The 20,528-nt window shown below is 37.9% G+C and carries 18 protein-coding genes; 2 read left to right on the plus strand and 16 right to left on the minus strand.

The window, feature by feature from the left end:
- Position 1: 1 nt before the first annotated feature.
- The 9 genes from galE to GZA11_RS06420 all read right to left on the minus strand — a co-directional run bounded on the left by galE (position 2) and on the right by GZA11_RS06420 (position 10,847).
- Complete coding sequence (gene galE / locus GZA11_RS06380) at positions 2–991, minus strand: UDP-glucose 4-epimerase GalE (protein ID WP_038538984.1); 990 nt, start codon at positions 989–991, stop codon at positions 2–4.
- Positions 988–2,172 (minus strand): galactokinase, encoded by a 1,185-nt coding sequence (locus GZA11_RS06385; protein ID WP_163183243.1) that lies wholly within the window; start codon positions 2,170–2,172, stop codon positions 988–990. Before GZA11_RS06385 ends, galE begins: the two co-directional genes overlap by 4 nt.
- Positions 2,173–2,310: 138 nt before the next feature.
- The gene (locus tag GZA11_RS06390; RefSeq protein ID WP_163183244.1) at positions 2,311–3,531 is read right to left on the minus strand and encodes an ROK family transcriptional regulator; all 1,221 of its coding nucleotides are present in this window, start codon (positions 3,529–3,531) and stop codon (positions 2,311–2,313) included.
- Positions 3,532–3,780: 249 nt separating this feature from the next.
- Positions 3,781–5,592: a glycoside hydrolase family 2 protein gene (locus tag GZA11_RS06395; protein WP_204317747.1), complete on the minus strand. Its 1,812-nt coding sequence runs from the start codon at positions 5,590–5,592 to the stop codon at positions 3,781–3,783.
- A gap of 11 nt (positions 5,593–5,603) precedes the next feature.
- Positions 5,604–6,434 carry a carbohydrate ABC transporter permease gene (locus tag GZA11_RS06400; protein ID WP_231313998.1) on the minus strand — a complete coding sequence of 277 codons (831 nt, stop codon included), beginning with the start codon at positions 6,432–6,434 and terminating at the stop codon, positions 5,604–5,606.
- 6 nt (positions 6,435–6,440) lie between these two features.
- Positions 6,441–7,331, minus strand: a complete 891-nt coding sequence (locus tag GZA11_RS06405) for a carbohydrate ABC transporter permease (protein WP_163183245.1) — start codon at positions 7,329–7,331, stop codon at positions 6,441–6,443.
- A gap of 96 nt (positions 7,332–7,427) precedes the next feature.
- Positions 7,428–8,693 (minus strand): ABC transporter substrate-binding protein, encoded by a 1,266-nt coding sequence (locus GZA11_RS06410; protein WP_163183246.1) that lies wholly within the window; start codon positions 8,691–8,693, stop codon positions 7,428–7,430.
- Between the two features lie 374 nt (positions 8,694–9,067).
- Positions 9,068–9,430: a VOC family protein gene (locus GZA11_RS06415; protein WP_038538980.1), complete on the minus strand. Its 363-nt coding sequence runs from the start codon at positions 9,428–9,430 to the stop codon at positions 9,068–9,070.
- A gap of 184 nt (positions 9,431–9,614) precedes the next feature.
- On the minus strand, positions 9,615–10,847 hold the full coding sequence (locus GZA11_RS06420; RefSeq protein ID WP_163183247.1) for a Zn-dependent hydrolase: 1,233 nt from the start codon (positions 10,845–10,847) through the stop codon (positions 9,615–9,617).
- 409 nt (positions 10,848–11,256) lie between these two features.
- Here GZA11_RS06420 and GZA11_RS06425 point away from each other — a divergent pair, with 409 nt between their 5' ends.
- Positions 11,257–12,537, plus strand: a complete 1,281-nt coding sequence (locus GZA11_RS06425; protein WP_038538976.1) for an MFS transporter — start codon at positions 11,257–11,259, stop codon at positions 12,535–12,537.
- 53 nt (positions 12,538–12,590) lie between these two features.
- Here the strand turns inward: GZA11_RS06425 and GZA11_RS06430 are convergent, their stop codons facing one another.
- A complete protein-coding gene (locus tag GZA11_RS06430) occupies positions 12,591–14,018 on the minus strand; it encodes an alanine/glycine:cation symporter family protein (RefSeq protein WP_038538974.1) in 1,428 nt (475 codons plus the stop codon).
- A 371-nt stretch (positions 14,019–14,389) separates the two neighbouring features.
- A complete protein-coding gene (locus tag GZA11_RS06435; protein ID WP_038538972.1) occupies positions 14,390–14,980 on the minus strand; it encodes a biotin transporter BioY in 591 nt (196 codons plus the stop codon).
- Between the two features lie 251 nt (positions 14,981–15,231).
- Here GZA11_RS06435 and GZA11_RS06440 point away from each other — a divergent pair, with 251 nt between their 5' ends.
- Positions 15,232–15,768 (plus strand): ribonuclease H-like YkuK family protein, encoded by a 537-nt coding sequence (locus GZA11_RS06440; RefSeq protein ID WP_235924895.1) that lies wholly within the window; start codon positions 15,232–15,234, stop codon positions 15,766–15,768.
- Between the two features lie 165 nt (positions 15,769–15,933).
- On the opposite strand, the gene GZA11_RS06445 is transcribed toward GZA11_RS06440, so the two are convergent.
- The 5 genes from GZA11_RS06445 to GZA11_RS06465 all read right to left on the minus strand — a co-directional run bounded on the left by GZA11_RS06445 (position 15,934) and on the right by GZA11_RS06465 (position 20,029).
- Positions 15,934–16,257, minus strand: a complete 324-nt coding sequence (locus tag GZA11_RS06445; RefSeq protein WP_038538968.1) for an antibiotic biosynthesis monooxygenase family protein — start codon at positions 16,255–16,257, stop codon at positions 15,934–15,936.
- Between the two features lie 96 nt (positions 16,258–16,353).
- Entirely contained in the window at positions 16,354–17,316 is a 963-nt protein-coding gene (locus GZA11_RS06450) for a siderophore ABC transporter substrate-binding protein (protein WP_163183248.1), read from the minus strand.
- Positions 17,317–17,377: 61 nt separating this feature from the next.
- Positions 17,378–18,139 (minus strand): iron ABC transporter ATP-binding protein, encoded by a 762-nt coding sequence (locus tag GZA11_RS06455; RefSeq protein WP_038538964.1) that lies wholly within the window; start codon positions 18,137–18,139, stop codon positions 17,378–17,380.
- Positions 18,136–19,086, minus strand: coding sequence for an iron chelate uptake ABC transporter family permease subunit (locus GZA11_RS06460; RefSeq protein WP_163183249.1), 951 nt, complete (start codon positions 19,084–19,086; stop codon positions 18,136–18,138). The genes GZA11_RS06455 and GZA11_RS06460 overlap by 4 nt, the downstream gene beginning before the upstream one ends.
- Positions 19,079–20,029 (minus strand): ABC transporter permease, encoded by a 951-nt coding sequence (locus GZA11_RS06465; protein ID WP_163183250.1) that lies wholly within the window; start codon positions 20,027–20,029, stop codon positions 19,079–19,081. Before GZA11_RS06465 ends, GZA11_RS06460 begins: the two co-directional genes overlap by 8 nt.
- Positions 20,030–20,528: the final 499 nt, after the last annotated feature.

Consider the following 20,528-nt stretch of genomic DNA (forward strand, 5'->3'; position numbering starts at 1 on the left):
CTCACCCCTCATAACCATTCGGATGGTGCTGGTGCCAGTTCCAGGCATCACGAATGATTTGATTGATAGAAGTCTTTTTCGGATTCCAACCAAGAATTTGTCTCGCCTTTTCAGATGAAGCAATTAAAGTACTTGGATCACCGGCACGACGTTCCCCCACTTGAACTGGAATATTTATACCCGTAACCTCTTTTGCCGTTTCAATGATCTCTTTTACGGAAAACCCTTGACTTGATCCGAGGTTAAAAATATTGCTTTCTCCGCCATTTTGTAAGTACTGGAGCGCTAAAATATGGGCAGCAATCAAGTCTTCCACATGAATATAATCACGGATGCATGTACCGTCTGGAGTGTCATAATCCTCCCCAAACACCGTTATCGCTGGTCTCTTTCCTAAAGCCGCTTCCAACACAACTGGAATTAAATGGGTTTCAGGGTTGTGATCTTCGCCGATTTGTCCGTCCTCTCTTGCCCCAGCTACATTGAAATACCTTAGTGAAACATACTTAAGGTCAAATGCTTTTTCACACCAGGCCATCATTTTTTCCATCGCAAGTTTTGTTTCTCCATAGGTATTGGTTGGAAGTGTGACAGCGTTTTCTGAAATTGGCATCACTTCCTGTTCTCCATAAACAGCAGCTGTTGACGAGAATACAATAAACTTCACGCCATATTCCTTCATCATTTCGAGAACAATTTGTGTTCCATACACATTGTTGTCAAAGTATTTCAGCGGCTCTATCATCGATTCTCCGACAAGGGAATTAGCAGCAAAATGCATAATGGCCTCTATCTTTTCTTTTTCAAAAACAGACCTCATAAACTCACGGTTACGGATATCTCCTAGATAAAAATGAGCCATTGGGTGAATAGCTTTCCTGTGGCCAGTTTGCAAGTTATCAATCACTACCACTTCATGTCCTTGATCGATTAATTGATATACAGCATGTGAGCCGATATAGCCTGCTCCGCCTAAAACAAGAATACTCATTCATCAACAGCCTCCATTTCGATTTCTTTGGCACCGTCACCAATATTAGCCACATAAAACTCAGCTTCATAGCCAATCTTTTCTCGATATGCCGCCCCTACACTTGCGATAAAATTTTCTACCTCTTCATTAGCTACAATCGCGATGGCACAGCCACCAAAACCAGCACCGGTCATTCGTGCACCAAGGACGCCCGGTTGTTGCCACGCGGCTTCAACTAAACTGTCCAATTCGACACCTGTCACCTCGTAATCATCGCGTAACGAAAGATGCGACTGGTTCATCAGCTGACCGAACCCGACCAAGTTCCCTGCTTTTAATTCCTTAAGCGCTTTTATCGTTCTTCTATTTTCATAAACTGCATGCCTAGCACGCTTGCGAACCACTTCATTCGTAATAAGATGTTTATTGTCTTCAAATTCTTGTTCAGATAGCTGTCCAAGTGCTTCAATAGAAAGCTTTTGCTGAAGCTGTCTCAGCGCCTCTTCACATTCGCTACGGCGTTCATTGTATTTCGAATCCGCCAACTCTCTGCGCTTGTTTGTATTCATAATAATGATTTTGTGGTGATCAAGCTGAATTGGTGCATATACATATTTTAGTGTCTGACAATCTAGTAAAATACCCGCCTTCTCTTTTCCCATTCCAATAGCGAATTGATCCATGATTCCACTGTTAACACCGATAAATTCATTTTCAACCCGCTTGCCAATTTTAATTAAATCAAGGCGTGGAATTCCTAATTGGAACAAACCATCCAGTAGAACACCCGTTAATAATTCAATCGAAGCAGAGGATGATAGGCCAGCACCGTTTGGAATGTTTCCTTTAATCACACATTCAAAACCATTGGGGATCTGATAACCCGCCTCGATGATATATCGGATCATCCCCTTAGGATAATTGGCCCAATCATGATCTTTGTCATAATCCAACTCGTTTAGTTGAAACTCAATAATTCCTTTGTTTGGAAAATTTTCTGAGTATAAACGAACGAGCTGATCCTCCCTTTTCCGTACAACTGCATAAGTTCCATAAGTAATGGCACAAGGAAATACATGACCACCATTATAGTCAGTGTGTTCACCAATCAAATTAATCCTGCCTGGAGCAAAAAACGCCTGTTTTGGTAAAACTCCATATAAGTCTAAAAATGTTTTGTTCAGGGGGAGAATGTTCATTTTTCAACCCTCACAATCTATTAATTATACATATATTCTACTTCCCTCAGTAAAATCATTCAATAATTTTAGTAAAACTTTTACTAAAATCACAAAAAAAGAGCTAATGAATCTATTCTCATTAAGCTCTTTCTAATTTTATTCTTCCGGCTTAAAAAGTTTATTTAATACTAGAGTCACTGCCCCTAGAGGCATTCCCGTTTTCCCTAATTTTGAACAAACAACTGAAATTTCCTCATGAGGACTTTTAAAGGTATATTTGTTAATCATCTGTTTAAGTGGATCTAAAACATATTTATCCTCTAAAAAAATATTTCCTTCCAAGATTAGTTTTGATGGTTTAAGAATATTAATCATATTAGCTGCCGCTAAACCTAAAGAGCGACCCGTTTCAACCAAAATAGAAGCTGCTAATTCATCTCCTGACCTTGCTGCATCAAATACCAAATTTAAAGAAAGTTCCTTTTTACCGTTCTTAACCCATTGAAAAAGAATGGAATCGGGATAATTGTTTAGTTCACTTTTAACCTTACTAAGAATAGCCGTTTCCGATGCATAAGCCTCTAAGCACCCATGATTTCCACATTGGCATTTCGGTCCATTCACATCTATAATCGTATGTCCAATTTCCCCTCCCGTATTAAAGGAACTTTTATAAATTTCACTATTTATAAAAATGCCAGAACCAATACCCCGTCCTACACTTATACAGACGAAGTCTGAAACATCTTTTCCTTGGCCAAACCAGCTTTCTGCTAAAGCTAGCGCCCGAACATCATTTTCAACAAAAACAGGAATATCAAATTCTTCTTCCAAACAATCTTTGATTGGAATATTTTCTAATTGCAAATGCGGTGAAAAGATCGCTAAACCTTCATTTGGGTTCACTAAACCATGCATGGCAAAACCTATTCCTAAAATTAGACTTTTATCGATTGTTGTATGATTAAGCACATAATGGATACTCTCTATGACCAAATTTAAAAATTCATGTTTAGAAGGAAGTTCAGTCATTTCCTTACAATAATCAGATATAATTTTCCCATCCATGGTAGTCAAAATGACACGAATAATCTCGGCTGCCGCATAGACACCTACGATATAGTAGGCAGAATAATTGATACGAAGCATGATTGGTTTTCTGCCTCCAGCCTTGGAACTAGGGGCTTCTTCTTCTGTAACAAGATTTTTTTGAATCAATTCATTCACTAAAGAACTAACGGTTGGGGGAGTTAACTTTGTTAACTTAGCAATTTCTGCCCTTGAAATCGGTTCCCTCATACGTATCATGTTCAAAACCGTTGATTGATTCAGCTGCTTCATTTTTTCAAAGCTGCCGGTTTTTGCCTCGAAACTCAAATTTCTTCAACCCTTTTCTCCTTGTTTATTGTATTGTGAAATTAGTTTCATTTAAAAAAACTGTCTGTGTTTCGTTCTAGACCATCATAGCACAAAATGAAAAAATACCTGTTAAAACCATCGTTTAGAGAAGAAATACAAAAGAACATTCTTTCCAAAAACGCTCTTTATTAAAAGATTATTTCTGAACGCTTTTGAGAAAGGATTATTAGAAATTTTTCTTAATAAAAAATCTTTGATAGAACATTTTTAGAACTTCACTACATTTGGATGCCACATTTCATTAATTTCTCTAATTTTTTCCAACTCGCATTTTGGTTCTCTATGATAAGTTAATAAACCGTTAATCTCTTGCTCTACATCGGTTAATTGTGTATAGCAATAACCATGCAATGCTTGTGAGGCATAGACAGCTTCCATTACTCTGCGATAGTCAGCAATAAATTCCTGCTCATCCTTAACAGATGTATAACCCCAGCCATTATTTTCTCCCACTTTAAATCCAATACCACCAAATTCGGTAAGTAATATTGGTTCTCCATTGTGTTCAAAGCCATCCGCATAAATTCCACGATTTGCTGGCTTTGACCTTAGAAGATTTTCCTTAGTAGCCAAGGATTCTTTAAACGCTTCATATTTTTCCTTTTCATCACTCGATCCATGATTATAATTATGAATCGCGCAAATATCTGTCACCGTGAGTTCCCAGCCATCATTGGAAATGACTAAACGGGTTGGGTCAAGAGAGTGAATTAAATGGTACATGGCTAACGAATGGTGCTGCTGCTGTTTGTTGAATTTAATAAAAGGAACTCCCCAACTTTCGTTTAACGGTACCCAAGCAACTATCGATGGATGATTATAATCCCTTTCAATAATTTCAATCCACTCTTTTGTTAATCTGGAGGCAGCATCCTCACTATAGGATGGTGATGCGGGACATTCCCCCCAAACAAGAAAGCCTAACTTGTCTGCCCAATAAAAGAAACGTGGATCCTCTACTTTTTGATGTTTTCGGCAGCCATTAAACCCCATTTCTAATGCTAGTTCAATATCCTTTTTTAAATCCTCATCAGTAGGAGCCGTTAACAATCCATCCGGCCAATATCCTTGGTCAAGCACTAATTTCTGATAATATGGCTTGTTATTTAAATAGACCATCCCATTTTCAATATGAATTTTCCTCATACCGAAATAAGAATCTATCTCGTCAAATACTTCTTGGTCATCTTTTAAAGTAATTTTTATATCAAAAAGATTCGGAGATTCAGGTGTCCAATTCCAACCCACATGGTGGAAAGATGTTCTAAAAATCTGGCGGTTATAAAGATTAATAGAACGCTTATTGTAAGCTTCAAATATTTCAATAGTGTCTAATACAACCTTTTCACCCTTAAAACCAATTTCAATTTCAGCCTTTTTATTTAAATAGTTTCCTTTCACCTCAAATTCGACAATGATATCACCACGATCTATATCCGGTGTCAATCTTAATTTTGATATATTCGTGGAACTGACGGGCTCTAACCAAACTGTCTGCCAAATCCCAGTTGTCCGGGTATACCAAATCGAATCAGATTTTTCAAACCAGAATTGTTTTCCTCTAGGAATGGTTTCATCCCTTGATGGATCCTCAACTCTAACTACAATTGTTTCAGTTTCCCAAGTTAATAGTTCAGTAATATCAAAAGAGAAAGAAACATGACCGCCTTCATGGTATCCGGCATACTGACCATTTACATATACCCAAGCACGGTAGTCCACTGCTCCAAAATGGAGAATTATTTTTTGACCGCTCCATTCCTTTGGAACCGTAAATTCACGACGGTACCAGACATGGTCATGAAATGATGGATCATTAATTCCACTTAGTTTTGTTTGGTAGGCAAAGGGAACTATAATTTTTTGTTTAAACGGATGAACTATCTGAAACCATTTTTCCTTTACACCTATATTTTCATCATCAAAAGCAAATTGCCATTCACCATTTAAATTCAACCAATTTTTTCTAACTAATTGAGGTCTTGGATATTCATTACGGGGTATTGACACGTTTTTCATCCTTCCTAATCCTATTTAATTCCTGTTTGATTGACACCTTTAATGAAAGAGCGTTGTCCAATTATGAACAATAGTACAGCTGGGATCGTTGCAATAGAGGTTAAAGCCATCAGCCTTCCAGGAGATGATACAAAGCTTCCTTGCTGCATAATGGCAATTCCGGTTGTAATGGTTCTCATTTCTGGCGAATTTGTTGTGACAAGCGGCCACAGGAAGTCGTTATAGATACTCATAAACGTATAAATTGCTAACGTCCAGATAACCGGCCTTGCTGAAGGCAGAACGACTTTCACAAAAACTTGCCATTTATTTGCCCCGTCAAGAAATGCTGCTTCTTCCAGTTCCTTTGGGAAACCACGAAAATATTGATAAAGTAGAAAAACTCCAAAAGCATTAGCCGAGTAAGGAAGAATTAAGACTGCATAAGTATCTAATAGCCCTAAAGTGCTAAACTCCATATATAATGGTAAAAATGTAATAACCCACGGAATTGTCAACGACCCAATAAAAATGCTAATAAGAGTTTTCTTAAATGGTACATCTAAGCGAGCAAGGCCGTATGCTGCCAGTGTATCCACAAAGAGAACAATTAAAGTACCTACAATCCCTACAAAAATGGAATTACCCATCCATTTCAGTACAGGTGTATCGGTATTTCCTTCCAATATGTATTGATAATTTTCAAGAGTAAATACTTTGGGGAACCACTTTACACCTGCTGTAAATGCTTCCTGATCCGTTTTAAAGGAAGTAGCCAGCATCCAGAATATAGGTACGATAAAAATCAAGCCCACAATAATTGCAACAATGACTATAATAAGCTTTAACATTTTATTTTCCATGCTGTTCTACTCCTTTCGATTCGAGATTCTAAATTGTAAAACTGAAATAATTATCATGATTAATGCCATTAATATAGACATAGCTGCTGCATTTCCCAATTGTCGCTGTTCAAATGCTTCGTCTACTATGTTCATTAATAGCACCTTTGTTTCAGTGCCAGGACCTCCTCGTGTCATCAAGAATGGTTGACCGTATATATTAAAGGAGGCGATCGTAGATGTAATGAAAACAAACAACATGGTCGGTTTAATGCTTGGCAATGTAATATAAATCAATCGCTGCCAGCGTGATGCCCCATCAAGTGATCCTGCTTCATACAGCTCCTCTGGAACATCATTTAATGCATTGATAAAGATGACCATATTGAAACCAATCGTCCACCAGAGTGTTGCCATGACTAGTGAAACCCAAGCCCAAGGCATTTCCGTCAGCCAAGGAATCATCGGAATATTCCATTTTTGCAAGTACTGATTAATTAATCCACTGTTTGTATCAAGGATCCATAACCAAATAATTGCAACGATGGAAACAGAAACAGCATAAGGGATAAAATAAACCGTTCGGAAAAATCCCTTGATTTTACTAGGCAGTGCATTTACTAATAATGCTAGTCCTAAGCCTACAACCACTAATAAAGGAACACTATACACAACGAATTGAAAGGTATTTTTTAGTCCTTCAAAAAATAAGTCATTTAAATAGGAATCTGAATCAAAGATTTTAGTGTAATTTTTGAATCCAACAAATTGGTAAACTGGATTTAATAAATCCCAATTATGCAAACTAATCCAAGCACCATAACCAATAGGAATTAAAAGAAAAACAATAAATAAAAACAAATAAGGGAGAACAAAAAGGCTTGATGTCAATTGGGATTTCCAGCTTGATTTCCTCATTCATTTTCCTCCTTTCAACTGCGATAAAAATTGCTTTCATAATAAATAAAAAGAGACAGGCAGGTTTTCATACCACCCGTCCGCCTCCTTTTAGATTTACTTATTTAATAATTGTTCAGCCTTTTTATTGGCATCATCTAATGCTTTTTGTGGATCCTTCTTATCTAATAGTGCAAGGTTAATTTCTGCCCAAAGCGGATCTGATAATTGTCCCCAGTTAGAAATAACAGGAGCAAACTTAGCATATTCAAATTCAGAAGCCACAATAGGCTGTTGCTTCATTTGTTTAAATTCTTCACTTTGTTCATAGATCGCTTTGGAGGCTGGAGCTTGTCCCGATTTCGCCCACTCCATCGTATTTTCAGCTACGTATTTTAAGAAGTCAGTAATACCATTTAACTTTTTCGCATCTTTTACAGAGGCAGGGATCACAAAATTATGTCCATTAGCATAAACAGCTTGTTGCTTTGTTCCTAATTGAGGAACAGGCGCAACACCATAGTTGATACCAGCTTTATCCCATTGTTCCATCATCCAAGGGCCATTTAAATGCATCGCATTTTTCCCTTGAAGGAATAAAGTTACTTCACCATCTTGCTGTACATTTTTAGGAGAGACTTTTTCTTTATAAATCAAATCACGATAGAATGTTAATGCTTCAACTGCTTCCGGACTATTGTAGTTTGGCTTTCCATCCTTCATTAACTCACCACCATTTTGAAATAAAATGGTTGGAAAAATAAATTGGTTTGGCCATAGCGTTGGTACCACAAATCCGTATTGATTTTTAGATGGATCTGTCAACTTTTTAGCAGCTTCCACAAATTCTTCCCGATTGGTTGGTGGCTTCTCTGGATCTAGTCCTGCTTCCTTAAATAAATCTTTATTGTAATACATGATTAATGGATGGATATCTAATGGAATCGAATACTGTTTGCCATTAATTTTTCCAGCATTCCAAGCCGTTTCAGAATAATCTTCTTCTTTAACGCCCGTTTTTTCTATCGTATCGCTTAAGTCTTTCAACAAATTTTTATCTGCATAATTCTTTAACTGGTCTGTATGCATAATTAGTAGATCAGGAGCATTTTTTTGACCAGACAAGGCAAGGTCTACTGTTTTATAATATTCTGACTGTGGAACAATTTGTAAATCCACATTATACTTATCTTGAGATTGATTATAGTTTTCCACAATCTGCTTCATACGTGGACCGTCTGCACCAGAGAAAGGAGCCCAATAAGTTATCTTTTCACCATTTCTCCCAACGACTTTGTTTGTTTCTTCTTTACCGCTTGCACACCCTGCCAATGAACCAAGAGTAAGTGCCGCTGTCACAGCAATACCAAGCCACTTCTTCATTTTTCTCCCCCTTTGATAAAAACGACATTTTTAGGAAACGTTTTCAAAATTCAATTAATAGTTAATTAAGTTAATTTACTTAATAATTTTATAGTATTATTAAATGCATTTTTTGTCAATTCGCAATTTTAATATCTTTTATTTCCCAACTTTAAGCCTAATAGTAACAGGCTATTAGTTTTTTTCATCAATCGTTTGATTAGCAAAGAAAAACTTAATCGAACGTTTGGTTAATGAACAATTTAATCAAACATTTGATTAACCATAAAAAATCCTTAATTCCCCAGACTACCGTTATCTAATCAAACGTTTGATTATTTTTTATAAAAAAAGGACCAAAGAATTGTAGTTTCTTTGATCCTCTGTTCTAGTGATTATTCTTTCAATAAAAACTCATTTCCGTCTTCGTCAATAAACTGGACGAATGAACCCCATTGCATCGTTTGCGGTTCACCCTTAAACTGAACACCTTTTGCTTTCATGTTTTCATACAGTTCCATAATGTTTTTGCATTTAAAAACAATCGATGCTTTCATATTTTCATGACCCGGCATCATGGATTTAGGATAAAGGACTAAATGAGACTCTGCGTTAGGAGGCGCGACCTCAAGCCAGAAGGCATTAGGGCCCATTGGAAACTCTGCCTTAACTTCAAATCCAACCTTTTCTGTCCAAAAATTCTTTGCCTTTTGTTGGTCGTCCACATAAACAGCTACTGTTGCAATATTTGTAATCATGTTGATCCTCCTGAAAATACGATTGGCAAAACTAATTACAAGATTCATCTTAAACATTTTGTAAAAAAACACAATATACTCCCAAAATCTCTGTAAACGCATTCACCTATTTATTATATTTATTTGAGAGTAATACCCAAACGATCTTTAGACACATTAAATATTCTGGTAATTTTAATTGATTTTATTTAGATAAAAGACTTAGAACGGAATCCAATACGACGTTTACTCCTTTTTCACAGTCTTCCCATGTGGTCAGTTCTTCTTCACAATGACTTTTACCATTTATGCTTGGAACGAATAGCATGACAGAAGGGACCAAACTAGCAATGAACTGTGCATCATGTCCTGCTCCACTGACCATTCTTCTGTGTGAGTACCCAAGCGACTGAGCTGACTGTTCTACGAGGTCACATAGTTCTGGCTTGAACCACACGGTATCGCGTTCCCATAGTTTCGTTGTTTTTACCTCACAGCCCTCGTTAATCCCCAGGTTTGGAAGCCCTTGAATGAAATCCTTAACGGTGTTGACAATTTCCATATCTTTATGACGAGCTTCAAGTGTAAACACTACCTTATTTGGAATTACCGTATGGATACTTGGATAGACATTAACCCGGCCAATGGTATACACCAAATCTTTATCCAGAGACCCTAAGCGTTTGCGAATATCATTGATAAGATTGTTTGCTGCAAAAAGCGCATCCTTACGCATATGCATAGGAGTGGTACCAGCATGATCCGATTCTCCGGTCACTTCAATTTCATAGCAGGCCATACCTACCACACACTCAACCACACCAATGGAAAGTCCTTCTGCCTCTAAAATTGGACCTTGTTCAATATGCATTTCGATTAAGGCTGTGGCCTCTTTTAGACGATTTTCCTCTTCTCCAGCGTAGCCAATGGCTTTTAAAGCTTCCTCAAAAGTAGTCCCTGAAGCATCTTTCTTTTTCAACATGACTGATTTATCAAATTTACCAGCGAGCACACCTGAGGCCATCATTGACGGCTCAAACCTCGCACCTTCTTCATTGGTAAAGTTCACAACAGTAATAGGGATTTTGGGTTTAATGTTGTTTTCAACAAGGGTTCTAACAACTTCCAAACCAGCAACTACTCCCAGAACCCCATCAAACCGTCCGCCTTTTTTTACAGAATCGAGATGGGAGCCAATCAGAATTGGTGGTTTATTTTCAGTCCCTTCAAGCGTGGCGTACATACATCCCATATCATCGACCTTGACTGACATTCCCAATTCCTCACAGCAAGAGCGGAAATAATCTCTTGCCCTACGATCTTCTTCTGATAATGCCAGCCTAGTTACACCATTATTTTCTGTCTTTCCAAATTCAGCAAATCGTTCCAGTTCCTTTTTCAATCTTTCCCCATTAATTAACAACTTTTGTTTTTGCATGATTAAAACACTCCTTTTTTTAATAAGGTAATAAAAACTGCGTTTATCTCTTACCATGTAATCTCTAGGAGTTCATATAGACATGCACCTGAAAGAACTGAAGCAGCAGGGAGACAACTTACCAGCATTGAAGTACCAACTAAAACCCCATTACTCAGATGTAAAAATATTCAGATACTTCCGATTATACCTCTTATCCAACAAATGTCATTAGACAAAACATAACAACCTAAATACAAATTATTTTATAGTATGTATGATTTGGACTGGCAGTCCATGTCCACCTTAGACAGACAAAACAAGGAAATGTCCCTGAGCATTGCCAGACACCTTTATTGTATTATTTCGAATATTGTTGTATCTTTGAAAGGCATAGGGTTATAGAATAGATGAACGTGAGGCGCTAGATATGTGGAGAAATCGGAATGTGTGGATTATATTAACGGGGGAATTTGTGGCTGGTCTTGGTTTATGGCTTGGGGTGATTGGGAATTTGGAGTTTATGCAGGAGAAGGTGCCTTCTGATTTTATAAAATCACTTCTTCTTGCAGGGGGATTGGTTGCTGGTATTGCTGTTGGACCATATGCAGGCAGATTGACAGATCAAATCAGCAAAAAAATGGTGATGCTAATTTCCGGATTTGTCCGAATCATTAGTGTCATTTTTATGTTTATTGCGATTTCAACCGGCTCCATTTGGTGGATGCTCGTCTTTTCTGTCTTAATTCAAACTTCTGCCGCATTCTATTTTCCTGCATTGCAAGCAGCAATCCCTCTTATTGTGGCTGACAGAGAATTACTTCAGTTAAATGGAGTTCATATGAATGTAGCAACATTATCACGGATTATCGGAACTGCACTTGCAGGGGTATTGCTTGTAGCTCTTCCCTTATCAATGATATATACGGGCTCTTTGGTGGCTTATATCATTCTATTCATTCTTACTTGTTTTTTAAACATTGATGAACCGAATACCAAACAGGCACTATCGACAGAAACGAAAAAAGCTGAAAGGATGAAGGAAGAGAGCCGTCTTGAAAAAACAAGTCCTCAAGAGAAAACGAGCTTTAAAGACGTATTTCCCGTTATTCAAGGACTTCCGATTGTCTTTATGACTCTTCTCTTGTCACTTATTCCTCTACTATTTTTAGGGGGCTTTAACCTGTTGGTCATCAATATCAGTGAACTCCAGGAAAGTTCCGCAATCAAGGGCTGGATCTATACCGCAGAAGGGATATCCTTTATGCTAGGGGCATTTATGATCAAGCAAATTAGTAGCAAAAGTTCCCCGTATACCATTTTGTTTAGCAGTGCGTTTCTGATTGGGTTATCTCAGTTTCTTTTATATTTGGCCAACATCCCAATCATAACAATAATAGCGTTTGTCATATTTGGGTTTTCGGTTGGCTGCTTTTTCCCGACAGCTGCCACCATTTTTCAAACGAAAGTTCCTAAAGATTTTCACGGGAGATTTTTCTCCTTCCGTAATATGCTTGACCGAATCATCTTTCAAATCGTTCTTCTCATCACCGGGTTCTTGTTAGATCTAATTGGCTTGCAGCTCATGTGTGCCCTTTACGGAGGCTTGACCATAATCATGACTTCCATCTTCTATCTGAAAAATAAGCAGGAAATCAAGCAAAACAACCACAACATACCCGCCAAAAAGGAAAAAGGCATTTCCACCTAACAAAGGTAGAAATGCCTTTTTAGTTTTGTAAAGTAGCTAAGATTCTTTTGTCCTTAACCCAGGTTCTGTTTATTGCCCTGCTGAGCTGGAGCGTTTTCCCACGCTTCCACATTTTTAATACCTTTTATATTCGTTGTATAGAATACAGGATTCTTCCCTGCAGCCTTTTGTTTTTTATAGTCAGCTAGAGCAGCAAAGGCAATTTTTCCGAGCAACAAGATGGCAATTAAATTGATAATAGCCATAAGTGCCATGAATAAATCAGCTAGATTCCATACAAAGCTTAACTCTGCCACGGAACCAAATGCTACCATACCAACAACAGCTGTGCGGTAAAGATTTAGAACCAATTTATTATTTTTAATAAATTCAATATTTGATTCTCCATAATAGTAGTTACCTACTACAGAACTAAACGCAAATAAGAAAACGATAAAAGCAAGGAAGATTCCAGCCCATGAACCTAATGAACCTTCAAGAGCGTTTTGAGTTAAGACGATACCGTCACTTTCTTTAGATGTATATAAACCTGATAAAAGGATGATAAATGCTGTACAACTGCAGACCACAAGTGTATCAAAGAAAACACCTAGTGCTTGAATCAATCCTTGTTTAACCGGATGGCTAACTTCTGCTGTAGCTGCGGCATTAGGTGCACTACCCATACCTGCTTCATTCGAGAACAGCCCGCGTTTAATTCCGTTCATCATCGCTGCTCCCAAAGCTCCACCTGCAACTTGGTTAAACCCAAAGGCACCTTCGAAGATTAATTTTAGAACGCCTGGAAGTTCTGTAATATTCGTAATCATAATATAAAGTGCACAAAGAATATAGGCTCCAGCCATGACTGGCACCATCCATTCTGCCACTTTAGCTACTCTTTTAAGTCCACCGAAAATGATGATAGCAGTAATGATGGATAATACAACAGCGATTAAAGCTTTATCAATCCCAAAAGAATTATTTAATGAACTAGTAATCGTATTTGCCTGTACTGAGTTAAAGGCCAATCCGAATGTTAACGAGATTAAGACAGCAAATGTAATCCCCATCCAGCGAGCATTCAAAGCCTTTTCCATATAATAGGCTGGACCACCGCGGTACGTGTCTCCATCCTTTACTTTATAGATTTGCGCAAGTGTTGCTTCGATAAAGGCTGAAGCAGATCCGATGATCGCAATGAGCCACATCCAAAAAACGGCCCCAGGCCCCCCAGTTGTAATAGCAATAGCTACACCGGCCAAGTTACCAGTTCCCACACGAGAAGCCGTACTAATACAGAATGCCTGAAAAGATGATATACCTTTATTGTCCCCTTTAGAACCTTCGCCCATCAGGCGAAACATTTCACCGATCATCCCAAATTGGACAAATTTTGTTCTTATAGTAAAATAAAGACCCGAACCGACTAGCAAAATAATCAAGATATAGGACCATAGTAACGCGTTTGCTTCACCAATGAACGTTTCTATTACTTTCATTCCATCTCCCCCTTGCTCTATTTAGTAAATACCGTAATAATTTATCAAATTATTTTAATTATGGCAATGTATAGACTTTCCAATTAGGCGTTATCTACTAAAAAATGTCCAAAAAGTATAAATGTCCAATATAGTAAAAAAAGTATGTTAATATACCAAATTTTAGAATTATCAAAAATCACATCCTAAACAGCAACGTTTGGCTTGTATTCTGTCCAATGGAAATACAAAGAGACTGGGATGATGATTATTGGGGGATTACACCGCTAGGAAAATGGTGCTTAAACCTATCTAGAAATCGAAAAACATTCTTTCCGATGAAAAGGGGCTTCCAGAAGACGAAAAAACGACTTTCTGGACAGCCCCTTTTATTATGACGCATTTTTTAATGTTTTGAAATGTCCTTTTGAAAGGAGGTTTTTTTCGAGTTTGAACGCTACAGTTCCCGCAACGATGGATAGAATAATATCCTTTGGCAGTGGGGGAACCATCCATAGCCATGCCAATTTATAGCTAAAACCTTCTGGAGCAGCTGCCCAAAGCTTGTAGGCATAGTACATCCAGTTTGTACCGAACACATAATTGATGGCTGTTCCAATCAATGCTGCCAAAATAAATGCTGGTAGACTTTTTTTCTTTTCGACAATTTTTCCTGTAATATATGCCGCAAATATATATGAAATAATAAAGCCAAAGGTAGGTCTCAGTATAATCCCAATTCCACCAAAAAACCCAGCAAAAACAGGGGCTCCTACCATTCCAAGCATCGCGTAAACGATCATAGCAATAGCACCCAAGCGGCTACCCAAAATTAACCCTGATAAAATAGCAAAAAACGTTTGCAAGGTGATTGGAACACCACCAACCTGTAAAAATGGTGCAATCGTAGTAATATTTGCACCAACGGCCATAAGTGCAACAAATAAACTGACAAGTGTTAGATCAAGAGCCCTAAACTTCATAATTCATACCCCACTTCAGATTCAATTTTCATATTTTTAACATAATAATAGAAAGATATTTTGTCAACCAAATTTTAATATTGGTTAACAATTGTGGGTAGATAAACGATTACTGCTCCGTAAACTTAGTCAATATCTCTCTAAAGTAATCATCAAGGACAAGCACTATGATAATCACTCTGCACGCTAAACAATCTCTTTCCATAAAATAAAGTAATAAACATCAAAGGGAAAGATGTGGTGTATCACTTATGAATCATCCCAGGGCCACCGGCCTTTTATTTAAAAATCTTCAAGAAACACAGATGTCCTTTGAACAGGTTTTTGAGAGAATTGTAGAATTTATAAGTAGTGACCCATGCGGGAATTATCGCCTAATGATTGGAACAGATTCACAGGTTCATAAATCCCAAACCACATTTATTACCGGAATTGTCATTCAGAATGTGGGAAAGGGCGTATGGGCCTGTATAAGAAAGGTCATTGTTCCAAGGAAAATGACGCAATTACATGAGCGAATTTCTCTAGAACTGTCATTGACCGAAGAAATCGTTTCCTTATTTACCTCGGAAAGAAAAAATACATTAATTAACCTCGTTCTTCCACATATTTATGATGGGGCCTCCTTTACGATCGAAGGTCATATCGACATCGGAGCAGGAAAAAGAAATAAAACAAGTGAATTTGTGAAAGAAATGGTTACAAGAATGGAATCCATGGGTGTCGAACCGAAAATCAAACCAGACGCCTTCGTCGCCTCTAGCTATGCCAACCGCTACACAAAATAAAAACAATCTCCAGCACAATCAAATGGTAACAAGCATTTTTTGTTATGTATAAAAAGCTTGGAATAATGAGCTTCCAAGCTTTTGTTCACTATTTCAATGGATGATTTCTATTTTCAACTTTGCCCCCACCATCTGAAAAAACACTACTTATTAGTAAGGGATCTTTTATTGGTTCTGTCCTTCACTAGTTGCTGTATAATAAAGATCTTGGCTCGATTCGAGAATATATTCTGGTTTAGGGATTCCACGATTTGCCTTATGACCAGCAATATGTTCAGGACTCATCTCCCAGTTTTTCCAATCTTCTTCAGACTCCCAGCGAATTACGACCATCACTTCCTCATCACCGCGACGCACCTTTTTCACCAAAACTTGTTTATCAATAAAACCGACTTGTTGTTCCAATAGTCCACCTCGCTTTGAAAATCGCTCTACCACTTGATTGGCAAATCCTTCTTTTACAACAATCCTCTTAATTTGATAAAACATGAAAATCCCTCCGTGTTTTTTTCACTATAAAATATCACTACACTGTAGCAAATCAACATACAACAAGAGCCAGGCTAAAATGCCTGGCCTGTAATCTTATAGGGCTGCTTCAATTTCATCTGCCATTAATTTAATAGATTTTAATCCGCCGCCACTTAAATACCAAGTATTTGCATCTAAGTAAACGATTTTGTTGTTTTTATATGCATTGGTTTTTTGAACAAGCTCGTTTTCAATTGTCTTTTTCGCACCTGCTTCACCACCAACGGCTACATTACGGTCGATGACAAACAATACATCTGGATTTTTCTCCATAATATACTCAAATGTTACCACTTGGCCATGTGTAGATACTTCAATATCTTTATCTACTGCACCGAATCCAAATACATCATGAACAAACCCATAACGAGAATTTGGACCGAACGCACTCACTTTTCCTTCATTTGTTAATACAATTAAACCTTTTTGATTCGAAGATGTAGCTTTTTGATTTAACTTTTCAATGTCAGCTTTAATTTCTTTTAATTCACTAGCCACTTTCTCTTCTTTTCCAAAGATTTGTCCAATTAAGTTCATGTTTTTCTCGAAAGATTCCATATATTTTGTAAAGTCTAATTCAATAAAAACAGTTGGGGCAATTTCTGCAAATTGATCATATAATTCAGCTTGGCGTGCAGAGATAAAAATGACATCCGGCTGTAAGGCATGAATAGCTTCAAAGTCAGGCTCTTTCAAGCTTCCGACATTCGTATATTTTTTATCTGCATATTTTTCCAAATAGCTAGGAATCATAGCTTGTGGCACACCTGCAACCTCAACCCCTAATTCATCTAGGGTATCTAAGACACCAAAGTCAAAAACAACTACTTTTTCAGGATTTTTCTTAACAACTACTTCCCCAAATTTATGTTGGATCGAAACTTCTTTTGCTTCCGTTGTTTCACTCCCTTTACTACCGGAAGACTTTTCTTGCTGAGATGTCTCCTTAGCACCACCACATGCGGCTAATACAAGAATGATAGAAAATATAACTCCTAGTAAACTCCACTTCTTCATTACAATTCTCTCCTTAAGAATTTTGTATGTTAATTTGCTTACTTAACCAGGTTCAAAATATTTAAGAATTAAAATACACACAAATACGGCAGTTACCCATATCCTGAATCGGAATATCCATATCGTATATTTCCTTTAATGCTGACGATTGAATGATTTCTTCTGTCGGACCATCCTTCACTACCCTGCCGTCCTTTAACGCGATAATCCAGTCAGAATAGACCGAAGCAAAGTTGATATCATGGAGAACAATAACAACTGTTTTACCAAGATCATCCACCAATCGGCGTAAAATCTTCATAATCTGAACCGAATGCTTCATATCCAGATTATTCAGGGGTTCATCGAGCAAAATATACTCGGTGTCCTGTGCGATGACCATCGCAATAAATGCACGTTGGCGCTGGCCTCCAGACAGTTCATCCAAATATCTATGCTGTAGATCGGACAAGTGCATATATTCAAGTGATTGATCCACTATCCGCTCATCCTCTTCCGTCAATCGGCCTTTTGAGTAAGGAAAACGGCCGAACGACACAAGCTCTCGAATCGTAAGACGGACATTCATATAGTTGGACTGCTTCAAAATCGAAACTCTCTTGGCAAAGTCATTGGATTTCATTTTTTTGACATTGGTGTTATCAATCAGTACTTCTCCCGTATCCGCATCCAAGAGCCGGCTGATCATGGACAGCAAGGTTGATTTCCCGGCCCCGTTAGGACCGATGAAGGAAGTGATTTTTCGTGGCTGAATCGTAACAGACACATCCTCGACAACCGCTTTTTCCCCATAAAACTTTGACAGTGACTTCACTTGAATCATGTCGCTTTTCTCTCCTTTAACAATAAATAGATGAAGTATACACCGCCAACAAAATTAATAATGACACTAAGTGTTGTTGAGAAAGTAAAGATCCTTTCAACCACCCATTGCCCACCAACTAAAGCGATAATACTCAACACAATCGCACCAGTAATCAATCTTCTATGTTTATAAGTTTTGAAAAATTGGTACGACAAGTTGGCCACAATCAAACCGAAGAAGGTAATTGGACCGACAAGAGCCGTTGAAATTGAAATAAAGATGGCAACGATAATCAGCATTTGTCTAACGATAGAATCATATGGTACACCTAAATTGATCGCGACCTCACGTCCAAGCGATAAAACATCCAAATACGTGATGTACCGCCATGCATAAATGATGGCACCCCCGACAATCACAAGTGACAGCCAGACTAAATCTGGATTAATATTATTAAAGCTTGCAAACATACGGTCTTGAACAATTTGAAACTCATTTGGGTCAATCAGCACTTGGAAGAATTTCGAAATGCTCGAAAAAAACGTTCCGACGATTATCCCAACGAGCAACAAGAAGTAAATTTGCTGCCTGCCTTTTTTAAATAGGAACCGATAGAGTAATAGAGCAAATACAATCATCGCAACCAAAGAAATCAAAAAGTTTAATTGCTTATTCATCACAATGGTATGATCGGACCCAAGGAAGAAAATAATAATAGTTTGCAGTAGCAAATAAAGTGCATCCAACCCCATAATACTAGGTGTCAAAATCCGGTTATGTGTGATCGTTTGAAAAACAACGGTTGCATAAGCAATCGTAAAGCCGGTAATAACCATTACCACCACTTTTACAACGCGCCTTGGCAAGGCATAATCAAAGCTTCCGTTTAAATCATGGAATAAATATAAAGCACAGCATCCCGCAGCGATCAAAACGAGAATGGTTATTTTTAATAGATTACGCATGGGCTCTCCTCCGGAATAATAGATATAGGAAGATTCCGCTTCCGATTATGCCGACCATAAGACTGATCGAAATCTCGTACGGATAAATGAGCATCCGACCCAAGACATCGCAAATCAGAAGGAATATTGCCCCGAGAAGCGCCGTATGCGGCAAAGTTTTTTGTAAATGATCGCCTTTAAAAATGGAGATAACGTTCGGAATGATTAAGCCAAGAAATGGGATAACCCCTACTGTTAAAACGACTGTTACCGTAATAAGGGCAACAAGAATTAATCCTATGTTCACAATCCTACGATAGGCAAGCCCAAGATTTTTAGAAAAGTCTTCACCCATCCCCGCAACTGTAAAACGGTTGGCATATAGATAAGCAATAATGACGATCGGAACACTTATGTATAACAACTCGTATCTGCCCTTCATCACCGCTGAGAAATCACCTTGTAACCAGGCGGACATATTTTGAATCAAGTCGGCCCGATAGGCAAAAAATGTAGTGACCGACGATAAAATATTCCCAAACATCAGCCCAATGAGTGGAATAAAAATAGCGTCTTTAAACTTGATACGATCAAGTATTTGCATAAATAAGAGCGTCCCTGCCAAGGCAAAGACAAAAGCTACTGCCATTTTTTCCATCATTGATGCATCAGCAAACATCAGCATTGCTACAAGGATTCCAAGCTTTGTAGCATCCAGCGTTCCAGCCGTGGTCGGTGAGACAAATTTGTTTCGGCTCAACTGCTGCATAATCAATCCGGCAATACTCATTCCCGCACCGGCAAGCAGTATGGAGATAAGCCGTGGCAGTCTACTGATTAAAAAAATTTGGGTTTCCTCTGATTGAAGGTCCAGCAAATCTAATGGTGTAATGCTGCTAACACCAACAAATAATGAAATTCCAGATAATATGATTAATACAGGTAATAAAAATCGTTTCTTCATGGCTGTCTCCAAACATTTCTATTTATCTAGCTTTCTTTTGTAGAAATGTTCTTTATTCACCCTACTAAAAGGCTAGATATAGATAATGAGAATCATTATCATCAAACAAGAAAAAAATAAAATTTCTACTATTTTATCGCTTCATTGACAGTGATAATCATTATCAACTCCTTCCAGTATTCATTATAGCACCATTATTTTCCTCGTCAACAGAGAATGAGAATTATTTTCAATATAATCCAATAAACCTAAGACTTTTTTCTTATAACAAAAACAAATCGAGTAGGAGGGAGCGATTAACTCCCGTCCTCTCACACCACCGTACGTACGGTTCCGTATACGGCGGTTCAATTAAGATAATTGACGCAAGTCTTTATAACTTCCGTGAATAGCTGTTCTCTTTATGCCAGTGGTCACTCCACCCTCCAAGAGGTCTCCCACGGGATTCACCGCTTCCTCCCTCAAGTGAGGTACTACGTTTTCTGTGTTCATCATGACT

The sequence above is a fragment of the Neobacillus sedimentimangrovi genome, assembly GCF_010614825.1.
In the GTDB taxonomy this organism is placed as follows: Bacteria; Bacillota; Bacilli; order Bacillales; family Cytobacillaceae; genus Neobacillus; species Neobacillus thermocopriae.